The organism is Occallatibacter sp. (genome assembly GCF_049510455.1).
Taxonomy (GTDB): Bacteria; Acidobacteriota; Terriglobia; order Terriglobales; family Acidobacteriaceae; genus Telmatobacter.
This window is the reverse complement of the sequence record NZ_JBEKYX010000040.1, coordinates 14,603-33,656: the sequence shown is the minus strand read 5'-3', so window position 1 is coordinate 33,656 and position 19,054 is coordinate 14,603. Positions and strand designations below refer to the sequence as shown.

15 protein-coding genes and 1 tRNA gene are annotated in these 19,054 nt (G+C 57.8%); 9 read left to right on the top strand and 7 right to left on the bottom strand.

The window, feature by feature from the left end:
* On the top strand, positions 1-368 hold a 368-nt coding region (locus ABSG47_RS09235), incomplete at its 5' end, for an aldose epimerase family protein (protein WP_481133025.1).
* A gap of 191 nt (positions 369-559) precedes the next feature.
* Here ABSG47_RS09235 and ABSG47_RS09230 read toward each other — a convergent pair.
* Both ABSG47_RS09230 and ABSG47_RS09225 read right to left on the bottom strand, forming a co-directional pair.
* The gene (locus ABSG47_RS09230) at positions 560-1,042 is read right to left on the bottom strand and encodes a hypothetical protein (RefSeq protein ID WP_424169106.1); all 483 of its coding nucleotides are present in this window, start codon (positions 1,040-1,042) and stop codon (positions 560-562) included.
* A gap of 149 nt (positions 1,043-1,191) precedes the next feature.
* A tRNA-Ser gene (locus ABSG47_RS09225) sits at positions 1,192-1,281 on the bottom strand.
* A gap of 117 nt (positions 1,282-1,398) precedes the next feature.
* On the opposite strand from ABSG47_RS09225, the gene ABSG47_RS09220 reads away from it, so the two are divergent.
* Both ABSG47_RS09220 and ABSG47_RS09215 read left to right on the top strand, forming a co-directional pair.
* Positions 1,399-2,487, top strand: coding sequence for a LacI family DNA-binding transcriptional regulator (locus tag ABSG47_RS09220; protein WP_424169104.1), 1,089 nt, complete (start codon positions 1,399-1,401; stop codon positions 2,485-2,487).
* Positions 2,484-3,614: an MFS transporter gene (locus ABSG47_RS09215; protein WP_424169102.1), complete on the top strand. Its 1,131-nt coding sequence runs from the start codon at positions 2,484-2,486 to the stop codon at positions 3,612-3,614. Before ABSG47_RS09220 ends, ABSG47_RS09215 begins: the two co-directional genes overlap by 4 nt.
* Before the next feature lie 562 nt (positions 3,615-4,176).
* Here ABSG47_RS09215 and ABSG47_RS09210 read toward each other — a convergent pair.
* The 3 genes from ABSG47_RS09210 to ABSG47_RS09200 all read right to left on the bottom strand — a co-directional run bounded on the left by ABSG47_RS09210 (position 4,177) and on the right by ABSG47_RS09200 (position 8,529).
* A complete protein-coding gene (locus tag ABSG47_RS09210) occupies positions 4,177-6,096 on the bottom strand; it encodes a CocE/NonD family hydrolase (RefSeq protein WP_424169100.1) in 1,920 nt (639 codons plus the stop codon).
* A gap of 53 nt (positions 6,097-6,149) precedes the next feature.
* Positions 6,150-6,386, bottom strand: coding sequence for a hypothetical protein (locus ABSG47_RS09205; RefSeq protein ID WP_424169098.1), 237 nt, complete (start codon positions 6,384-6,386; stop codon positions 6,150-6,152).
* A 217-nt stretch (positions 6,387-6,603) separates the two neighbouring features.
* Positions 6,604-8,529 carry a M61 family metallopeptidase gene (locus ABSG47_RS09200; RefSeq protein WP_424169096.1) on the bottom strand — a complete coding sequence of 642 codons (1,926 nt, stop codon included), beginning with the start codon at positions 8,527-8,529 and terminating at the stop codon, positions 6,604-6,606.
* Between ABSG47_RS09200 and ABSG47_RS09195 the strand changes: the two genes are divergently transcribed.
* The 6 genes from ABSG47_RS09195 to ABSG47_RS09170 all read left to right on the top strand — a co-directional run bounded on the left by ABSG47_RS09195 (position 8,528) and on the right by ABSG47_RS09170 (position 17,017).
* The gene (locus ABSG47_RS09195) at positions 8,528-8,956 is read left to right on the top strand and encodes a type II toxin-antitoxin system HigB family toxin (protein ID WP_424169094.1); all 429 of its coding nucleotides are present in this window, start codon (positions 8,528-8,530) and stop codon (positions 8,954-8,956) included. The genes ABSG47_RS09200 and ABSG47_RS09195 overlap by 2 nt on opposite strands.
* On the top strand, positions 8,937-9,320 hold the full coding sequence (locus ABSG47_RS09190; RefSeq protein WP_424169092.1) for a helix-turn-helix domain-containing protein: 384 nt from the start codon (positions 8,937-8,939) through the stop codon (positions 9,318-9,320). Before ABSG47_RS09195 ends, ABSG47_RS09190 begins: the two co-directional genes overlap by 20 nt.
* A gap of 146 nt (positions 9,321-9,466) precedes the next feature.
* Positions 9,467-10,930, top strand: coding sequence for a circularly permuted type 2 ATP-grasp protein (locus ABSG47_RS09185; protein ID WP_424169090.1), 1,464 nt, complete (start codon positions 9,467-9,469; stop codon positions 10,928-10,930).
* A 41-nt stretch (positions 10,931-10,971) separates the two neighbouring features.
* Entirely contained in the window at positions 10,972-11,934 is a 963-nt protein-coding gene (locus ABSG47_RS09180; protein ID WP_424169088.1) for an alpha-E domain-containing protein, read from the top strand.
* 15 nt (positions 11,935-11,949) lie between these two features.
* Positions 11,950-12,933 (top strand): transglutaminase family protein, encoded by a 984-nt coding sequence (locus ABSG47_RS09175; protein ID WP_424169086.1) that lies wholly within the window; start codon positions 11,950-11,952, stop codon positions 12,931-12,933.
* A gap of 322 nt (positions 12,934-13,255) precedes the next feature.
* A complete protein-coding gene (locus ABSG47_RS09170) occupies positions 13,256-17,017 on the top strand; it encodes a TonB-dependent receptor (RefSeq protein ID WP_424169084.1) in 3,762 nt (1,253 codons plus the stop codon).
* Between the two features lie 165 nt (positions 17,018-17,182).
* On the opposite strand, the gene ABSG47_RS09165 is transcribed toward ABSG47_RS09170, so the two are convergent.
* Both ABSG47_RS09165 and motA read right to left on the bottom strand, forming a co-directional pair.
* The gene (locus tag ABSG47_RS09165; protein WP_424169082.1) at positions 17,183-18,079 is read right to left on the bottom strand and encodes a flagellar motor protein MotB; all 897 of its coding nucleotides are present in this window, start codon (positions 18,077-18,079) and stop codon (positions 17,183-17,185) included.
* A 34-nt stretch (positions 18,080-18,113) separates the two neighbouring features.
* Positions 18,114-18,989, bottom strand: a complete 876-nt coding sequence (gene motA, locus ABSG47_RS09160; protein ID WP_424169080.1) for a flagellar motor stator protein MotA — start codon at positions 18,987-18,989, stop codon at positions 18,114-18,116.
* Between the last annotated feature and the right edge of the window lie 65 nt (positions 18,990-19,054).

The following is a 19,054-nucleotide window of genomic DNA, read 5'->3' as shown; positions in this document are numbered from 1 at the left end:
TTGGGGAGCGTATTCAGCCTGAAAGCGGGGTTGAAGGCGAGCAGTTGAAACTGGCGGGCGGATACGACCACAACTTTGTTCTCAATGGAGAGGGACTGCGTCTTGCCGCCAAAGCGTTCGATCCCGAAAGCGGCCGGATGCTCACCGTTACAACTACGGAGCCGGGCGTGCAGTTTTACTCCGGCAATTTTTTGGATGGATCAGTCACCGACAGCGATGGAAGGCCGTTCGCGAAATATGCAGGGTTTTGCCTGGAGACCCAGCATTTTCCGAATTCTCCCAATGAGGTGGAGTTTCCGTCTACGATTCTGCGTCCGGGGCAGACGCTGCATACCACTACTGTCTTCGAATTCGGCGTACAAGAGTGACAAACACCACACAGATTTGAGCTGCGAAATGGAGATGGATTCGCCTTACTTTATAAATCACGCAAAACCATATAGTTAAAATTCAAATTAGATATGGGCCCCCAATTAGGTCGCCAGATGTGCGGGGCTGGGGCTTTTGTGGCGCCACAGCATCTTCAGGCGGTGCTTGCGTTGGGGCTCAGAGCATTACTTCACTGACGAGGCGCAGCGTTGAACACCACCACTGCGGTCGTTCGCCGCCCGGTTTCATCTACTTTCATGCCGCACATGATTCCCGAAAGCTGCCGATCCTTTAAAAAGAACTTGCACCATCCGTCACTGACGATAGTCGCTTGCCCCGGCACTAGATACACGTGGTCGACCGGCATCATGATTCCATCATCCTCAACTCGGCCAGAAAAACCAAGAATCGGAGAATGGTGGGATTCCTTCTGTGCAAACTGAATCATCACATGACCTTTGTAGTCGTCCAAAAAAGTGATGACAGCTGAATCGCAGAAGAACCGTGATTGTCGCTTTGTTAAATCGCTATCGATTGGTCCTTCCGCCGTGTGGCTAGACGTATCGCATGTTCCGTTAACGGCCTGAATGTCACTTCTCCCGGTCTGGGCTGAAATGGTATGCCAAGTGCCTGCCAGCAAAACGGAGACCAGAATCGCTATTCGATAGTTCACTGAAATTCCTCCGTCAGGCTCTCTCGACGATCTCTCTTTAACTTAATTGTTCGGTGTACCAAACATTCTAGCCGACGATAGCCCAAACCAGCGTATTTATTGAGTTTTTGAGGAATTTTGGACCCTACTGGATGGCTTGGAGTCAAACATGGCGGAGAGGGTGAGATTCGAACTCACGGAACCCGTAAAGGTTCGGCGGTTTTCAAGACCGCTGCCTTAAACCGCTCGGCCACCTCTCCGCGGCAGGACTGATTTGATTGTACTTGGGAATGCGGGGACGGGGCCAGAACGATGGCGTATTCTTTCGTTGCGCGGACAGCCGCAATTAAGACTGTCGCGGGGGCCCATAGAAAGAGATGCCTAAGAAAGCTCCATCGGGAAGCAATCCACGAAGTCCTCAGCCGGGACAGCCAATCAGCCTGAAGACACTGGGCGAGTATCTGAATCTTTCGCCGGCGACGATTTCGCTGGTGCTGAACAATGCACCGGGAGTGCGGTCGATTCCGCAGGAGACGCGGGATCGCGTGATGGACGCTGCGGCGAAGTTCGACTACCGGCCGAGCTTCTATGCGCGGTCGCTCAGGAAACGGCAGAGTTTTTCAATTGGCGTGCTGGTGCCGGAATTAAGTGACAGCTATGCCACGCAAGTGATGGCGGGGGTAGAGGAGTTCCTGATGGAGGAGGGATACTTTTACCTGACGGCGAGCCACCGGAGGAAGCCGGATCTGATTCAGGAGTATCCGCGGCTGCTGATGGACCGCTCCGTGGAGGGATTCATCTTTATCGATACGGTTCTGGAGGAAGCGTTTAGCCTGCCGACCGTGGTGGTGGCGGGGCATCGAAAGATTGAGGGCGTGACGAATGTGGTGCTGGACCAGAAGCGCGCGGCGGAGCTGGCACTGCGGCACCTGTATCAACTGGGGCACCGCAAGATTGCGTTTATGCGCGGCGGCAGCCACAGCTCTGACGCGGACGACCGATGGATCTGCCTGATGGCGGTGGCGAAGGATCTGAAGATTGAGGTAACGCCGGAGCGGTGCGTGACGCTGGAACTGCGCGTTTCAACGCCTGAGCTGGGGTTTGGGCCGATGAATGAGCTGATTGCGCGCGGTGGGGATTTTACGGCAGTGCTGGCGTATAACGACATTGCGGCGATTGGGGCGATTCGCGCATTGATGAATCACGGGCTGCGGGTGCCGGAAGATGTTTCTGTTGTGGGTTTTGACGATATTCAGGGAGCCGCATTTCACAACCCGAGCCTGACGACGATACGCCAGCCCCTGAACCAGATGGGAGCGGTGGCGGCGCGGATTCTGTTGCAGAGGATTCGGGGGCAGGCTACGTTTCCCGATATTGTGCCGATTCATCCGGAGCTGGTGATTCGCGAGTCCACGTGCCCGCCGAATCCGAAGCGTAATCGAAACAAGCGAAACTATGGCGCATGAGGATGCACAGGGGCAGGCTGGTTGTTCTTCATGTAGCGTTTGGGCTGACGGGCGTGTTGCATGCGATTGGCGGGGCTTTGTTGCCGGCGATTGCGGCTTCCTTTGGGCTTTCAGACAGCCGCTCCGGGACGCTGTTTCTCTGCTACTACCTTGGAACGCCGCTGGGCGCGCTGGTGTGCGTGGGGCGGTACGCGCGACTGCTGACAGTGGGCTTTCTGCTGACGGCTGCGGTGTGCTGGGGGATTGCCGCGGGATCGCCCAATGTGCTGCCGGTGCTGTTTTTTGCGATGGGCGTGGGAGTGGGCATTCCCATGACTGCGGTGAGCATGTATGCGGGGCGGGCATTTGCGGGTGAGACGGCGGCGCCGCTGACGCTGTTGAATTTTACGTGGAGTGCCGGCGCGCTGGCTGCTCCGCTGCTGGCTGCGCGGGTGCTGACAGGGCATGGATGGCGCGTGGCATACGGGCTGCTGGCTGCCGCCGCGGCTGTGGCTGCGGTGGCGTGCTGGGTGGGGTTGCAGGAACCGCCGGAGGAAGCGACTGTTGCTGTTGCGGAGCGCGAGACTGGATCCGGGGTGGGGCAGTGGGGCGTGGTTGTGCTCTTTGCTTTTCTGACATTTCTTGAAGTGGGGATTGAGAACACGACGGCGACGTGGCTGGCTTCTTATGCGATGCGTGCGGCGAGCACGGGGGCGGCAAAGGCGGCGGCATCTTCTTCGTTGTACTGGTGCGGGTTTCTGGTTTCGCGAGGACTGTCGGCGCTGCTGCTTACGCGCATGAATGCGATGCGCGTACTGAGCGTGGTGGTTGTGGCTGCGCTGTTGGCGGCTGGAGCGCTGGTTGGCTTTGTGGACGCGGCTCCTGTGGCGATGCTGTTATTGGGCGCGGCGCTGGCACCGGTGTTTCCGCTGCTGATCTCGCGGTTTTTTGCGCGGGCGCAGGTGAGGCATTCGCGGTGGGTGCTTTCGGTGGCCGGATTTGGCGGGTCGGCACTGCCGTGGCTGACGGGAATGATCTCTTCGAGCACAAACAGCTTGCGGCTGGGACTTTGTACGGTCCCAGCCGCGCTGGTGGTGATGATTTGTCTGTTGCCGCTGGTGCAGGTCCGACAAAGAACGGATGCTTGAGGTCTCTCGCGGGCCCTTACAGATTTACAGAATTATTGAAACTGTGAGGCAGGGGGGAGGGGGTGGGCATCCCGGTTAATTCTCCGGCTGCAAATGCAGGGTAGTGCGGCCCGGATCATAGAAATATAGAAAAAGCTGCCTAACCGGCGTTTTTGCATCGATTTACGGGCTTCTTTGCCTGTTTACTCTTTGTATATAGGTAGTGGTTACTTTGGGCCGGACACCCCCTGAAATAAAAAAATTGCATAGGGTGCAAAGATACGAAGGCCCGGTCGATGAGACCGGGCCTTTTCTGCTGCTGATTATGAGTGTGGCATAAACGGCGGTAATTTTGTGCAAACTATCTGGGCCAAGGTTCGGTACGAAAGGACAATGGACCAAAGTAACGTGTCCTGTGCGGCCTGCTTTAAGCAGGGTCTGACGAATCCTTTTGAAGTGACCTCAAGGCAGCGGGTCCGATGAAGAGCCCGGGGCTGAAGCCCTTAAGAATCCTGCCTCAATTCAGGGGCCTGAAGGCCCCTGCTCCCTCCGAAACTACCAGGTCTGATTCGTCACAGACCGCCTAAGGCATGACGAGCACTTCTACGCCGCTTGCGGCGTCTTTCTGACGGAAGACCTGCTCGGTTGCCTTGACGAAATCCTCCGGTTTGGCATGCGGAATGTCGGTGAAGGTTTGAGGGTTGCGGTCTGTAAGCGGGAACCATGAGCTTTGCACCTGCACCATGATGCGATGGCCGCGGCGGAAGGTGTGGAAGAGATCCGGCATGGTGTAGTCGATCTCTGTCTGTTTGCCGGGCGTGAGTGGCTCCGGTTTCTCCCAGCTATTGCGAAACTTTGCGCGGAAGGGTTCGCCGCGCAGAAGCTGCTGATAGCCGCCCATGTGGAGCGGAGCTTCATCGAGGACGCGCTTGTTGCCGCTGGCTGTGCCTTCAACGTCGGGCGCGTCATCGGGGTAGACATCGATCAGCTTGACGATGAAGTCGGAGTCGGTGCCGGAGCTGGCGATCTTGAGCTTGGGCGAGATGGGACCGGCAATGGTGACGTCTTCTTCCAGCGGATCGGTCTGGTAGACGAGAACGTCCGGGCGGTAGCTTGCGAAGCGCTGGTCGTCCACCATGTAGCGCTGCGGAACGGTGTCTGTTGTATAGCCCACGAAGGGAACGGGGTGGTTGGGGTCGCTGACATACTCATCTGCGCCTTTGGATTCAGTGGGAGGATTGAAGCTGAGCTTGCCGTTGGCGTGGAAGTAAAGCGTCTTTGGCGCGGCGGCCTTGGGCGGCCAGGCATCGAAGCTGCGCCAGACGTTGGTTCCGGTTTCAAAGACGACGGCTTTGGGCTGCGCGCCTGCGGATTTGCCCTTGAGATAGTGCTCGAAGAAAGGAAACTGGATGTTAGCGCGGAAGTATTCGGCGGTTTTGGCATTGAACTGGGCGTCGCCGAGGTGAGAGCCGTCGCCGCGCGCCCAGCCGCCGTGGACCCAGGGGCCTTCAACGAGCGTGGTAGGTGTTTCGGGGTTGAATTTGTTGACGGCGTAGAAGGTGCCGTAGGGTCCGGCGAGGTCTTCCGCGTCATACCATCCGCCGACGACGAGTACGGCGCACTTGACGTTCCTCATGTGCGGGGCGAGGTCGCGGGATTTCCAATAGGCGTCATAGGTGTCGTGCTGGAACTGATCGTTGTAGAGCCAGTTGGAGCCCTTGAGATACTTCGATTCCATGTCGGCGAGGCTGCCGGCTTTGAGATAGAACTGGTAGTGGTCGGGCGTGCCGAAGTCGAAGTTGTCGCGCTGGGCGTGGGCGGGATCTTCAGGGTTGTGCTGAGGCTTGAAGAAGACGTAGAAGCCGAAGTTTGCTTCCAGCATGAAGGATCCGCCGTGGTAGGAGTCGTCGCCTTTGAAGAGGTTTGTCATGGGCGCCTGCGGGCTGGCGGCGACGAGAGCGGGGTGAGAGTCGATCATCGAGGCTGACGTGTAGAAGCCAGGGTAGGAGATGCCCCAGATGCCGACCTTGCCGTTGTTGGCGGGCACGTTCTTGAGCAGGAATTCGATGGTGTCGTAGGTGTCGGAGGCGTCATCGACATCCTGCGGGCTCTTCTTGTTGTCTATGTGCGGGCGCATCTCGACGAAATCGCCTTCGCTCATCCAGCGGCCGCGGACATCCTGATAGACGAAGATGTAGCCTCCCTTCTCGAACTCGTCTGACGGGCCGAGGTGCGTCGGGTAGCGGTCTTCGCCGTAGGGAGCGACGCTGTATGGGGTGCGGTCCATGAGGAAGGGGTACGGGCCTGCGTCGGAGAATGCGCCGGTTTTTGGCACGTAAACGGAGGTGAAGAGATGCTTGCCATCGCGCATGGGAATGCGGAATTCGTATTTGGTGTAGTGGGATTTGACGAAGCTGTCTGCGGAGTCTTGCGCGGGGAGCTTGGCGAGCGCGAGGGCGCAGAGGGCCAGAACGGCCAGGGCGCGACAGAGAAATCTGTGCATTGGGTTCGTGGTTCTCCTTGAGAGAACAGATTAAAGCAGGGAAGAGGGTGAGGCTATTGAGTTCTTTCGCGAGCCTCAATGCGGGAGATGCGCTCGCGCAGTTCGTAGACGTCAGCCAGGCGGGCAATGGCTTGCATGACTTGTGTATGGCGCTCGGAGGCGAGACGTTCTGACGAATCAAAACGTTCGTCCATACGCTTTTCCAAAGCATCTACTCGTGCTGTAAGTTCGCGCAGCTCAGGCGCTAGAAAATCCTGAAGCAGCCTTCGGGTATCTTCAATCACGCTCATGGCAGATTCCGTTTCTTCAAGTGTATCGCAGGGTGACGTTGGCGACGGACGAAATCCGCTCTGTCTGCCAGGTAATGGCTCAGTTTGAAGAATCCCGCAGGGGCTAAAGCCCAAAGACTTTATCAGCCGGATTTTCGGCACGACTCAAGTCGTGCCCTGATACAAAACAATTCAAACTGAACCAGTACCGTCTGCCAACGCCGCTTCCTTTGGTAATTTATTCGTCGGCCTTCTTGTTTTCCGCTGGTTTTTCCGGAGTGGTGAGCGGCTTGGTGATGTCGTCAAGGTAGGCGGGCGTGCCTTCGACGCGCTCGAGGACGGGGTAGCGCTCGCCATCGTGGTAGTCGATGTCGAAGTTGTTGACGTAGCTCTCGGACTGGACGACGAGGTGGATGGGCTCGCTGGTTCCCTTTGCCGCGTCAATGGCATTCTTCAGGGCATCCGGCGAAAAAGTACGGCCGTTGACGGCGAGTACCTTGTAGCCGGGCGCGAGGCGGGCTTTGTCTGCAGGGCCATTCCAGCGAACGTCGGAGATGGTTCCTTCGCCGCCGATGCGGAGGCCGAGCGAGTACCAGACATCAATGCCGAAGCCGAAACGCGCAAAGGCGGCGGCGACCATGCGGGATGAGGCGGAGGGCTTGTCCTTGTAGACGAGCTTGTAGCCGCCGCGCTCGATGCCTTCGAGATCGGCGCGGGGATTGATGTGATCGACGCGGTCGTGGAGGAATTTGGCCCAGTCGTAGGGTGCGACCTGGTTGAGATCGGTGACGAGCTCGTCGAAGTTGTAGGTGACGATGAGCGGACCAGTGTTTCCGCCCTTGGCGAGGAAGATTTTCTGGAAGTCGTCGAGAGATTTCTTGTTGTCCGTGAGCTTGCGGATGAGGGTGTCGGCGTCGAGCCAGAGCAGTTCGCCTTCCTGGTAGTAGTCCTGGCCGCGCTTCCAGTTGGACCATGCGGGATTGCCGCCGCGCAGGATGCTGGCGGAGATGGCGGTGTCGCCGGTGGAGCGCCATTCGCGGCCCACGCGATAGTCAAGGCTTGCGGCGCTGGCGGCGAGGAGATCGCGGTATTGGGTCTGTGATTTGAGGCCGGCACGGGCGGCGAGGACGTTGCCGAGATACTGCGTCATGCCTTCATAGACCCAGAGCAGAGCGCCCTGCTGCATGGTGGCGAAGTCAGGCTGATAGAGGCCGACTGGGCGGCGGTATTTGCCGTTCCAGGAGTGAGTGAACTCGTGGGAGAGCAGATCGGATTCGGCGAGCTGATGGGCATCATCGGCAAAGCCTTTTTCGCCGACGCCGTTATCGGAGGATTGGCCGTGCTCCAGGCCTTCACCGCCGGCGATGTCAGAGAGCGTGAGGAGGAAGTGGTAGACGTTGTAGTGATGCGAGGCGTAGAGAGAGTCGGCTTCGCGGACGAGGTTCGAGACTTCAGCCAGCGTGGCGGGACGCATCTTCGAGTCTTCGGGATCGTCGGAGACGACGTCAAGGTAGTGCGCGGGCTTGATCTCCGGCGCGAGAGGAAATTCGTGGAAGTATTGGCCGGCGATGATGGGCGAGTCCTGGAGCTGCTCGACGTTGGTGACGGCGAATTTGGTGGTGCTTCCGGCGGCGGGAACGGGCCATGAGGATGAGCCTTCCGGCTGTAGCGCGGTACCGACGCCCCAGCCGGCGGGAACCTTCAACGAGGGCTGAATGGCGATGTCGCGGACAGGCGTGTGCGCGGGATAGAGCAGGAGCTTTTCCCACTCAAGGACGGCCATCTTCTGCGTGACGCGGGCGAGGACGATGCAGTCAAGATGCGCGTGAAGAGTGGTTGCGCCTTTGGGGACATTGACGTGGAATTGGTAGAGATCGACGTCATCGCGACGCCACTCGACGGGCTTGCCATCGACGGTGAAGACGACGCCGGTGATGTCTTCCGCGGGGCCGGTGGGGCGATGGTTGCCGGGGATCCACTGCGGTGTGGTGAGGGTGACCGGGCCGCCGGTGACAGGGATGTCGACTTCGGCGTGGTAGAGCTTGCGCGGGGCATCGGTGAGGTCGGCGGTGATCTGGATGGGCGCTTTTTGCGCGACTGCGAACGAAGCAAGGGCGCAAAGAGCGAGCGCGCCGAGACGGGCAGGGAAGCGAAACTTGTGCATGAATACTCCTGTGAAGAAAGGGTATCGCATGGGGCGCAAGGACCGTTTTCGATATGATTGTACCCGAAATGGGAACGTGATATTGTTTTCTCTTGTGCGAGTGTTTTCTCGAAACACCCTGACCAGGTACGCTGAAAAATTGGCGGGCCATAAAGACCAGCGTGCAGTGAAATCGGCGCTGGATGCCTGGTTTTACGAAGTTCGAGAAGCTACGTGGAAATCATCCGCAGATGTTAAAAGAAGCTATTCCCAGGCGAGCATTGTTGGGGCTGACCGGATTGTATTCAACGTTAAAGGAAATTCGTATCGGTTGGTTGTTGCGGTGAACTATATCCGTTCCAGTGTCTTTATCAAATGGATCGGAACGCATAAGGAATACGACGGGATCGATGTGAGGACGGTCGAATATGGATCTGAAACCAATTAAGAACGATGCGGACCATGAGGCGGCGCTACGTCAGATTGAACGCCTGTGGAACGTTGTGGCAGGCACCCCCGAAAGCGATCATCTCGAAGTTCTGATGACTTTGGCTGAGGCCTATGAAGAAGCAAATTTTCCCATCGATCTGCCCGACCCGATAGAGGCGATTAAATTTCGCCTTGAGCAGAAGGGCGAAGACATGAAGGCGCTCATCGGCATCCTCGGCAATCGCACCCGGGTCTACGAGGTGATGCGCGGCGATCGTGCGCTTTCGCTGGCGATGATTCGGCGGTTGAATGCGGAATTGCATATACCTGCAGAGGTCCTGATTCAGCCTGTGCATCCCCGACGCCGAAAGAAGGCTGCTTGAGAGCGAGTTTTTGCCCTTGCTTTCTGATTGCTCCCTTAGACCCCGCATGTTAAAAGCAGAAGAACAGGGAGCAGGCAGATGCGGCTTTTGTCTGGTGCAACCGGCCTGCACCTTGAATTTGCAGCAAGGGAAGTTCTTCTCTGTCTATGAGCGCTGGTTCTACCGCCGAGCTGGAGAGTCTGTTTGGGGACTACCCGCTTGACCACGCCTATGATGAGCTGCGCGAGCCGAACGGCGAGCTGCGTGAGCATTACTGCGCGCTGGCGGAGACATTGGCGAGGCTGCCGAAGGACGAGCTGAAGCGGAGGAAGCAGTCGGCGGATATTTCCTTTCTGACACAGGGCATTACCTTCACCGTGTACGGGCGCGATGAAGGCACGGAGCGGATTTTCCCCTACGACATGCTGCCGCGGCTGATTAAGGCACGGGAATGGGAGCATATTGAGCGCGGGCTGACGCAGCGTATTACGGCGCTGAATCATTTTCTGCGGGATATTTATTCGGACGCGCGAATTTTGAACGAGAAGGTGGTTCCGCAGGAGCTGGTGTACAGCTGCAAGCAGTTCCGGCGGCAGATGCGCGGGCTGCAGGTGCCGCGGAATGTATACATCGCAGTGATTGGGTCAGACCTGTTGCGGCTCAATACGGGCGAGTTTGTGGTGCTCGAAGACAATCTCCGTGTGCCCAGCGGCGTGAGCTACATGCTGACGAATCGAAGGGTGATGAAGCGGACCTTCCCGCAGCTCTTTCATAACTACGGTGTGCGGCCGATTGAGCGCTATCCGCAATTGCTGCTTTCGACGCTGCGGTCGCTTGCACCAGAGGGCAGGCCGGAGCCGAATATCGTGCTGCTGACGCCGGGCGTTTTTAACTCAGCGTATTTTGAGCACACGTACCTGGCGCGTCAGATGGGCATTGACCTGGTGGAAGGCCGCGACCTCGTCGCGCACGACAACATTGTGTACATGCGGACGACGGATGGGTTGAAGCGCGTGGATGTGATCTACAGGCGCGTGGACGACGACTTCAGCGATCCGCTTGTGTTCCGGTCGGATTCGATCCTGGGCTGCTCGGGGCTGTTTAACGCGTATCGCGCAGGGAATGTGACTGTGACGAATGCGTTTGGCACGGGCGTGGCGGACGACAAGGCGCTGTATGCGTATGTACCAAAGATTATCCGCTTTTACCTGGGCGAAGATCCGATTCTGCCGAATGTAGAGACGTTCCTGATGACGGACGACAGGGAACGGAAGCATGTGCTGGCGAATCTGGATAAGTTGGTGGTGAAGGCTGTGGGCGAGAGCGGCGGTTATGGGATGCTGATCGGGCCGCACTCGACGGCAGCGCAGCGGGAAGAATTTGCGCGGAGGATTGAAGACAATCCACGGAACTATATCGCGCAGCCGACGCTGGATTTTTCAAGAGCGCCATGTCTGATTGGCGAGCGACTGGAGCCGCGGCATGTGGATCTGCGGCCCTACATCTTATTTGGCGACAAGGTGAACATTGTGCCTGGAGGATTGACGCGGGTGGCTCTGGAAAAGGGTTCGCTGGTGGTGAACTCATCGCAGGGCGGCGGCAGTAAAGATACATGGGTATTGCAGGATTAATTGATTTCGGAAGTAAGCACGCAGTTCGGGAGAATGCGCGGATGCTGAGCCGGGTTGCCGACAGCCTCTACTGGATGAGCCGTTACCTGGAGCGGGCGGAGAATACCGCGCGCCAGCTTGACGTGACGATGAACCTGATGCTGGACCCTGGCGGGGCGAGCGCGGAGACGCGCTGGCAGCGCTTTGTGGCAGCGCTGGGCAGGCCGCAGGGACTTGAATGGAGCGGCGATCTGGAAGCAATGACACGCGGGTTGGTTTTTGATACATCGAATCATGCATCGGTGATCTACTGCGTGAATTGCGCGCGTGAAAACGCGCGGCAGGTGAGAGAAGAGATTTCAAGCGAACAGTGGCAGAGGCTGAACCGGCTTTTTCATCACGTTCACTCCCCGAGCACGCAATTGCAGGCGCGCCACAATCTGAGCGATGTGCTGGCGGGTGTGCTGGACGGCATACATTTATTCAAGGGCGTGACCGATACGACGATGCTTCACGGGCAGGGATGGCAGTTTATCCGGCTGGGTCGATACCTGGAGCGGGCATACGCGACGGCCACGCTGCTGGAGGTCTTTCATCCGGATCTGGTGAGCCTGCCGGATCACGAACACTCTGGCTACAAATACCTGGAGCAGGTGGGTCTGTTGCGGTGCTGCACGGCATTTGAGGCTTACTGCCAGGTTTATACGGCCGACATCGATGAGGATCGCATTCTTGAGTTTCTGGTTCTCAATCGCGATTTTCCTCATGCGATCCGCTACTGCGTCGACGGGACTTTGCAGGCGATCGATTCGATTCAGCGCAGCGGCGGACGGCGTCCGCCGGAGGAACTGCGTGCGGCGATTGGGCGGTTGCATGCGATGCTGGGGTACACGACAGTGAGTGAGATTCTGGCCGGGGATGCGGCTGCGTTTCTGCATGCGATCCGCAGGCAGTGCATGGCAATTCACGAGCAGATTTATCGCCATTATGTGCATTATTCGATTCAGTCAGCGCTGACGGTGTAAGAGGCGAGAGCGAGCATGAATTTTTATTCGATACGGCATTTGACCCGCTTCCGCTATTCACGGCCCATCAGTGAGAGCATCATGGAGACGCGCATGCATCCGCGTTCGGATGCGCTGCAGCATTGCCTGGCGTTCTCGCTTTCGGTAAGCCCGCGCTGCCGCGTCTTTACTTATCGCGATTATCTTGGCAACAACGTGCATCATTTTGACATCCCAGGCGATCACACGCAGCTCATTATTGTGGCGGAGAGCGTGGTGGAGCAGCAGCCGGCTCCGGATGTACCGGCGTTTCTGGCGCCGGATGCATGGAGGGCGCTGGATGAGATGGTGCAGAGCGGCGATTACTCGGAGATGCTGCTTCCTTCGACTTACGCAGTAGAGTCACCGGCGTTGCTGGAACTTGCCGGCAAGCTGGAGGTAAGGCGGCGTGACGACCCCGTGATGCTGGTACACGAGTTGAACCAGAGGCTTTTCAATTATTTCGAGTACGTGCCGAAGCACACAAGAGTGGATTCTCCGATCGATTTTGCGATTGAAAGCCGCAAGGGCGTCTGCCAGGATTTCGCCCATACGATGATTGCGTTGCTCAGGCACGTAGGGATTCCGGCGCGGTATGTTTCCGGCTATCTGTACCGGAGCCGCGAGGATCATGACCGCTCAACACCGGATGCCTCACACGCATGGGTGGATGTGCTTCTGCCGCATTTTGGATGGATTGGTTTTGATCCGACGAACAATCTGGTGGCGCATCATCGGCACATTCGTACCGCCGTAGGCCGCGATTATGCGGATGTGCCGCCGACGCGGGGCATCTTTCGCGGCCAGACGGAGAGCGAGCTTTATGTAGCGGTGCATGTGGATGCGGGTGAAAAGGCTCCCGAACTGGACCGCAATCTGCCGATCCCGGAGGATTGGTCTGTGCTGGTGGAGCGAGCCCAGGAACCGATAACGCATGCCATGTCCAATATAGAGATTCAGCAAATGCAGCAACAGCAATAGGCGAAATTAAAGATCTTTATGTGATCTTTTGATTCTGTCGTGTAAATTTTTTAAATTGCATAAACAGCGAGTTTGCGGGACAATGGCGGACATTCCCCGTTGATTTTTTTGCTTGTGCTCGCCAGGGAACGGAAAGGCTGAAATCGAGCAAGATTTTCACGGATCCAGGCGCGCGTATGGAGCGATGAACGCACCAGAAGCGCAGCCCGGATTGGATCGAAGACACCGCGCGCAACCAACGCACGTCGGCGCGGCATTGCAATTACAACGAGCGGCAGAAATGCATGCCGCCGCATAGACGGGCTTTCTTGGAGGAACTGACGTGAAACGAACTTTTCTGGGGTGGGTGCTTCTCTGCATCCTCTCTACTACCTCGCTTGCATTCAGTCAAAACGCAACGACTTCACTGCGCGGTACTATCAAGGACCCGAGCGGCGCGTTGGTCTCCAGCGCAAAGGTCACCATCAGCGACACAGACACTGACCGTTCGTACAGCACCGCGGCAAATTCGGCCGGCTCCTATGAGTTCGCCCAGATTCCTCCGGCAAAGTACAAGATTACGGTTTCGGCGATGGGATTCGGCGACCAGAGCAAGCTGGCCGAACTGCTGGTGAACCAGCCGGCCACCATTGATTTCTCGATGACAGTTCAGGCCAGCACTGTCACGGTGGACGTCTCCGCTGAAGCGCAGACGCTCAACACGACCGACGCCTCGCTTGGCAATGCCGTGAATAACGACCTGATTCAGGCGCTGCCTTCGGAGACGCGTAATGTTCCCGACCTGCTTTCGCTGCAGCCCGGCGTGCTCTACCTGCCGAACAGCAGCGATAGCCGGAGCGGCTCGGTAAACGGCGTGCGCTCCGATCAGGGCAATGTGACGATGGACGGCGTTGACGACAACGATCAGGTGAACGGCTTTGCGTTTACCGGCGTTCTACGGGAAACGCAGGACTCTGTGGAAGAATTCCGCGTGGCGACGGCGAACGCCAACTCCGACCAGGGCCGTTCGGCCGGCGCTCAGGTGAGCCTGGTGACAAAGTCGGGGTCGAACAAGTACCACGGCGCCGCGTACGAATACAACCGCCCTACGATTACCGTAGCGAATGACTGGTTCAACAAGCAGGGAGAATTCAACAGCGGATTGCCGAACATTCCCGGCAAGCTGATCCGTAATATCTTCGGAGCCGATACGGGCGGACCGATCAAGAAGGATAAACTCTTCTTTTTCGTGAACTACGAGGCTGAGCGGATTGCGGAAAATACTCAGATTACGCAGACCGTTCCCACTGCGTCCTACCAGATGGGTAATCTGCTCTACCAGGGGGACGCGGCGAGTGGAAGCCTTGAGAACGTCACGCTCACACCCACACAGGTTGCGCAACTGGACGCAGGCTGCCAGGTTTGCAATAGCAGTGCGTATCCTAATCCGCCGGGCACCAACCCGAATGCGCTGGCTTATTTCCAGTCGATGCCCGCGTCCAATGGCTTTACCGAGGGCGACGGACTGAACTCGGGATCGTACTCTTTTTCTTCGCCCAATCCAAAGACGGAAAATACATCGATTGCCCGTATTGATTACACTCCGTCGGACAGGCATCGCATCTTTGTCCGCGGTAACCTGCAGAAGGACACCACGGGGGGCACGGAGCAGTTCCCGGGCCAGGGACCGTCCAGCCTATTTGAGGACAACAGCAAGGGCGTCATTGCCGGCGATACGTGGACGATTACGCAGAGCCTCATCAATGATGTTCGCTATGGCTACGTTCGCCAGGGCAACAGCACCCGCGGCGTAGGCTCCGGCGATTATGTCGATTTTCGCTTTCTTGCGACTACGACTGCCGAAACCCGCTCGACCATCAACTGGGTTCCGGTGAACAATATCGTGGATAACCTTACGTGGACCAAGGGCAACCACACAGTGCAGGTTGGCGGCAACTGGCGCCTGATTCACCAGAACCGCATCTCAAATGCCAGTTCGTTCAATAGCGGCAGCTCGAATCCGTACTGGCTGGGCGGTAATCCGCCGCAGCCGGATCAGGTTCTCGGTCTGGACCCGGTTGATGGCGGTTTTACGAACTCGTATGTGATTGCCTATGCGAATCTGGTAGGCACCGTTCCTTCAGTTACGAACGTTTACAACTACCATCTCAACGGCAACTCGGGCACGCTTATGTCAGACGGCGCAAATCTTACGCGCCACTTCACCGCAAATGAGTTCGAGTGGTATGTGCAGGACGCCTGGCGCATTCTACCGAATCTGACTGTCACACTTGGCCTTCGCCACAGCATTCTGCAAACGCCGTGGGAGACGAGCGGACAAGAGGTTACACCCACCATCGATACGCATGCCTGGTATCTGCAGCGCGAAGCCGAGGCGCAGCAAGGCCAGATTTATGAGCCTCAGTTGGCCTTCGCGCCCGCCGGCCCATACTACGGCAAGCCAGGCTTCTGGCCCAAGTCGAAGAACAATTTTGCTCCGCGCCTTGCCATTGCCTACGCGCCGGATTCGAAGACCTCCATCCGCGCGGGTGCAGGCATCTACTACAACCACTACGGCCAATCGCTGGTCAATGTCTTCGACCAGAATGGCGCCTTCGGCCTCAGCACCGCCATCACCAATCCCGCGGCAACCTATAACTCCGAAGACTCACCGCGCTTTACGGCGCGCAATGCCTTGCCGTTCAGCAACGCCGGCTTGCCGCCGACCGCAGTTTTTCCCTATTCGCCGCCAACGGGACCTACAGAGGGCTTTGCCATTACTTGGGGCCTTGACAGCAAGCTCAAGACGCCGTATTCGGAGGCATTCAATTTCTCCGTCCAACGTGAGGTTGGAAAAGGGTTCACGCTGGAGGTGGATTATGTGGGCACGCTTGGACGCCACCTGATCCAACAGCTCGACCTGGCTGAACCGGTCAATTATGTTGACCCGCAGGGCGGAGGTGACTACTTTACCGCTGGCACGCAGCTTTCCAAACTTGTGGATGCCCACCAGGGCAATTTTGGCCTGAACGCCAGTGGCAGCGGTTCTGTGGCAAACGTACCGGCAATTCCGTACTTTGAGAATGTCTTCTCGTTCATGCAGGGTTTCGATTATGCCGGCGAAAGCGCGACCCAGGCAATCTACAACAACGAATGGGCGCCGTATCGCTACAACCTCGGCGCGACCACCTCGCTATCCGACCTCGACTTCTACGGGCCACTGGATGGTTTCTATCCGGCGCCTGCCAACTGGCAGCCGCACTTCTGGCAGGGGCAGTTCTCTTCGCTCTATGCGCTGTCGACCATCGGCATGAGCTACTACAATGCCGGGCAGGTGGTGCTGCGTCATCCTACCAGCCACGGCCTGGAGCTCGATATTGCTTATACGTTGTCCAAGTCCATTGATATGGGCTCGGATGCCGAGCGCAACACCGAGTTTTCCGGCCAGGGTTCATTCTCCAGCATTCTCAACACCTGGAGGCCGTATCTGAACCGTGGCATTTCCGATTTCGATACCCATCATCTGCTCACGGTCGATGGCGTTTATCAGCTTCCCTTTGGCCGCGGTAAGATGCTGTCCGGCGGCGGTAACAGGCTGCTGGACGGCTTCATCGGCGGCTGGCAGTTGTCCGGCATCAGCCGTGTCTCCAGCGGTCTGCCCTTCTCGCTCTTTGAGCCGGGATTCACGACCGACTGGCAGATTGAGAGCTTCGGCGTTAAAACAGGGCCCGTTAAGATGCGCCGCCACTTCGATGCGAACGGCGAGCCGCAGTTCTTTGACAATCCCGGTGCGATCAACACGGATGTTACGTGTGGGGGATGCAATGGTGGGAACATTCGCCTGCCGTATCCCGGAGAAGCAGGCGAACGCAACAACTTCCGTGGCGACGGCTACTTTGACATCGACTCCGGGCTGACCAAGAACTGGAAGTTGGGTGAATGGGGCGGACTCAAGTTCGCATGGGAGGTTTACAACGTCACCAATACCGTGCGCTTCGATCCGGCTTCAATTGGTTCGGGTCTGTTGGGCGGAAACCTGGGTGTTGCCAGTGCCGAGCTAACGCAGCCTCGCCGCATGCAGTTCAGCCTGCGGTACGACTTCTAGCCTCAAGTGGAAGTTAATGAAGAAGCCGGAGCGGCGAATGCCGCTCCGGCTTCTTATTGCGGACAAAGTCAGTCTGGCGGCTTTAAGGAAGGGCCCGGGGCTAAAGCCCTCTTGAATACATTGGCCCTATTCGTGAGGCTGAAGCCTCATGCTCCCTCCGGCTTTTTATTTTCCGGCCTTCTTTGCAGCCTCACTTGAAACAGGCAGGGCCACCGGCTTTACCGCCGCGCTCGCAACAGGCGGCGAAGAAGCAGCCTTCTGAGCGCTCTGCGGAACCACAGCCACAGCAGGCTGCGCTTTTATCGGCAGATGAGCCGGAGCGCCAGCCTCGTTTTTTACGAGAATCGTGATCCGGCGGTTGGAGGGATCGTAAGGATTGGACTGGACCCGCAGCAACTGGTCAGCGTAGCCACGAACCTGTGTCACCTGGTCGCCGCGAACGCCGTCCGCCTGCATTAACCGGCGCGCGGCGTTGGCGCGGTCGGCTGAGAGCTCCCAGTTCGTATACTCCGCGCCCGATGAATACTGCGTAGCATCGGTGTGCCCTTCAATCAGCAGATGGTTGGGAAGGGTCTTAAGCTCACGTCCCAGCAAGGCAAGCAACTGCTGTCCGTTGTCGCTCAAATGCGCGCTTCCGCTTTCGTAGAAGGTGCCATTTTTATCCTCAAGCAATTCGATCCGTAGTCCCTCCGAAGTTATAGTGATCTCAATCTGCTTGGAGAGTTTTTGAAGGTCCTTGCTGGCTTTGATCTCCTGTTCCAGGCGAGCTTTGAGCGCGTTAAGGTCAGTGGCTGGCACGGGTGTGGGAATGCCGGTTCCGTTCATAGTGGTGCCGAGCTGGCTGGCCGTGCCACGAGGGTCATTGAAGTAGCCGGCGACAGCCGCCTTGACCTTGGAGCTCTGGCTCATGAGCCAGAGAACGATGAAGAGGCTCATCATCGCGGTCACGAAGTCCGCGTAAGCCACCTTCCATGCGCCACCGTGGTGTCCATGGTGGGCCGCTTTGCGCTTGATGATGATGGGTTGCGTGCGGGGTGGGGTGGGGGGTGGCACGGGTGTCATATTTTTCTCCAGGCGCGTTAAGTCTTCAGGCGCGTCAGGCAGCGATGGCCTTATTAGCGGTCTGTCCCTTACAGTGTTTTTCCATCTCGTCAAAGCTGGGGCGGACGCGGGCAGGAATGGCTCGGCGAGCCATTTCTATGGCGATGAGCGGCGCTGAGCCTTTCATAAAGGCCATCAGAAGGACACGCAGCACGTGAAGGTATGCGTGATGCTCATCCGAGATCTTGGACATGTGAGCGGCGATAGGGCCGAAGACGCCGTAGCAGAGCAGAATGCCCAGAAATGTGCCGACGAGCGCGGCCGCGACCTTTTTGCCCACCTCTTCAGCGGGGCCACCGAGCGATCCCATCGTGATGACAACGCCGAGAACGGCAGCCACAATGCCGAGACCGGGCAGGGAATCGGCGGCCGTGGAAAGCGCGGTTACAGGCAACTGCGCCTCTTTGTGATGCACTTCCATGTCCAGTTCGAGCATCTGGTCCATGTCGAAGCTTTCCACTCCGCCGGTCAGGCCGACGCGGAGGGTATCGCATACGAAGTCGCGGGCGTGGTGATCGGCCAGAAACTCCGGATTGGACTTGAAGAAGGCGCTGGCCTCGGGCTTTTCGATGTCAGCTTCAATGCTGAGCAGGCCCTCTTTACGGACCTTGTTGAGAAGCTGGTACATCATCTTGAGCGTGGCGAGATAGGTTTTCTCGCTCATGCCCGAGCCTTTGAGAACGCTGAGGAGCCCGGCGACAATTCCCTTGAGGATATGCACGGGATTGCCGGCCAGAACCGTGCCGGCAGCGGATCCAGCGATGATGAGCAGTTCCGCAGGTTGAAGCAGGACCAGGATCTGGCCCTTCTCCATGAGATATCCGCCGAGAACGGCGCAGAATACGACCACAATGCCGACGATGGCGAACATAACTGCCTCCCAAGCAGCGCAGACAGACAGATATCCGGCCCCAGAATAATCCGGCGATATGCGGA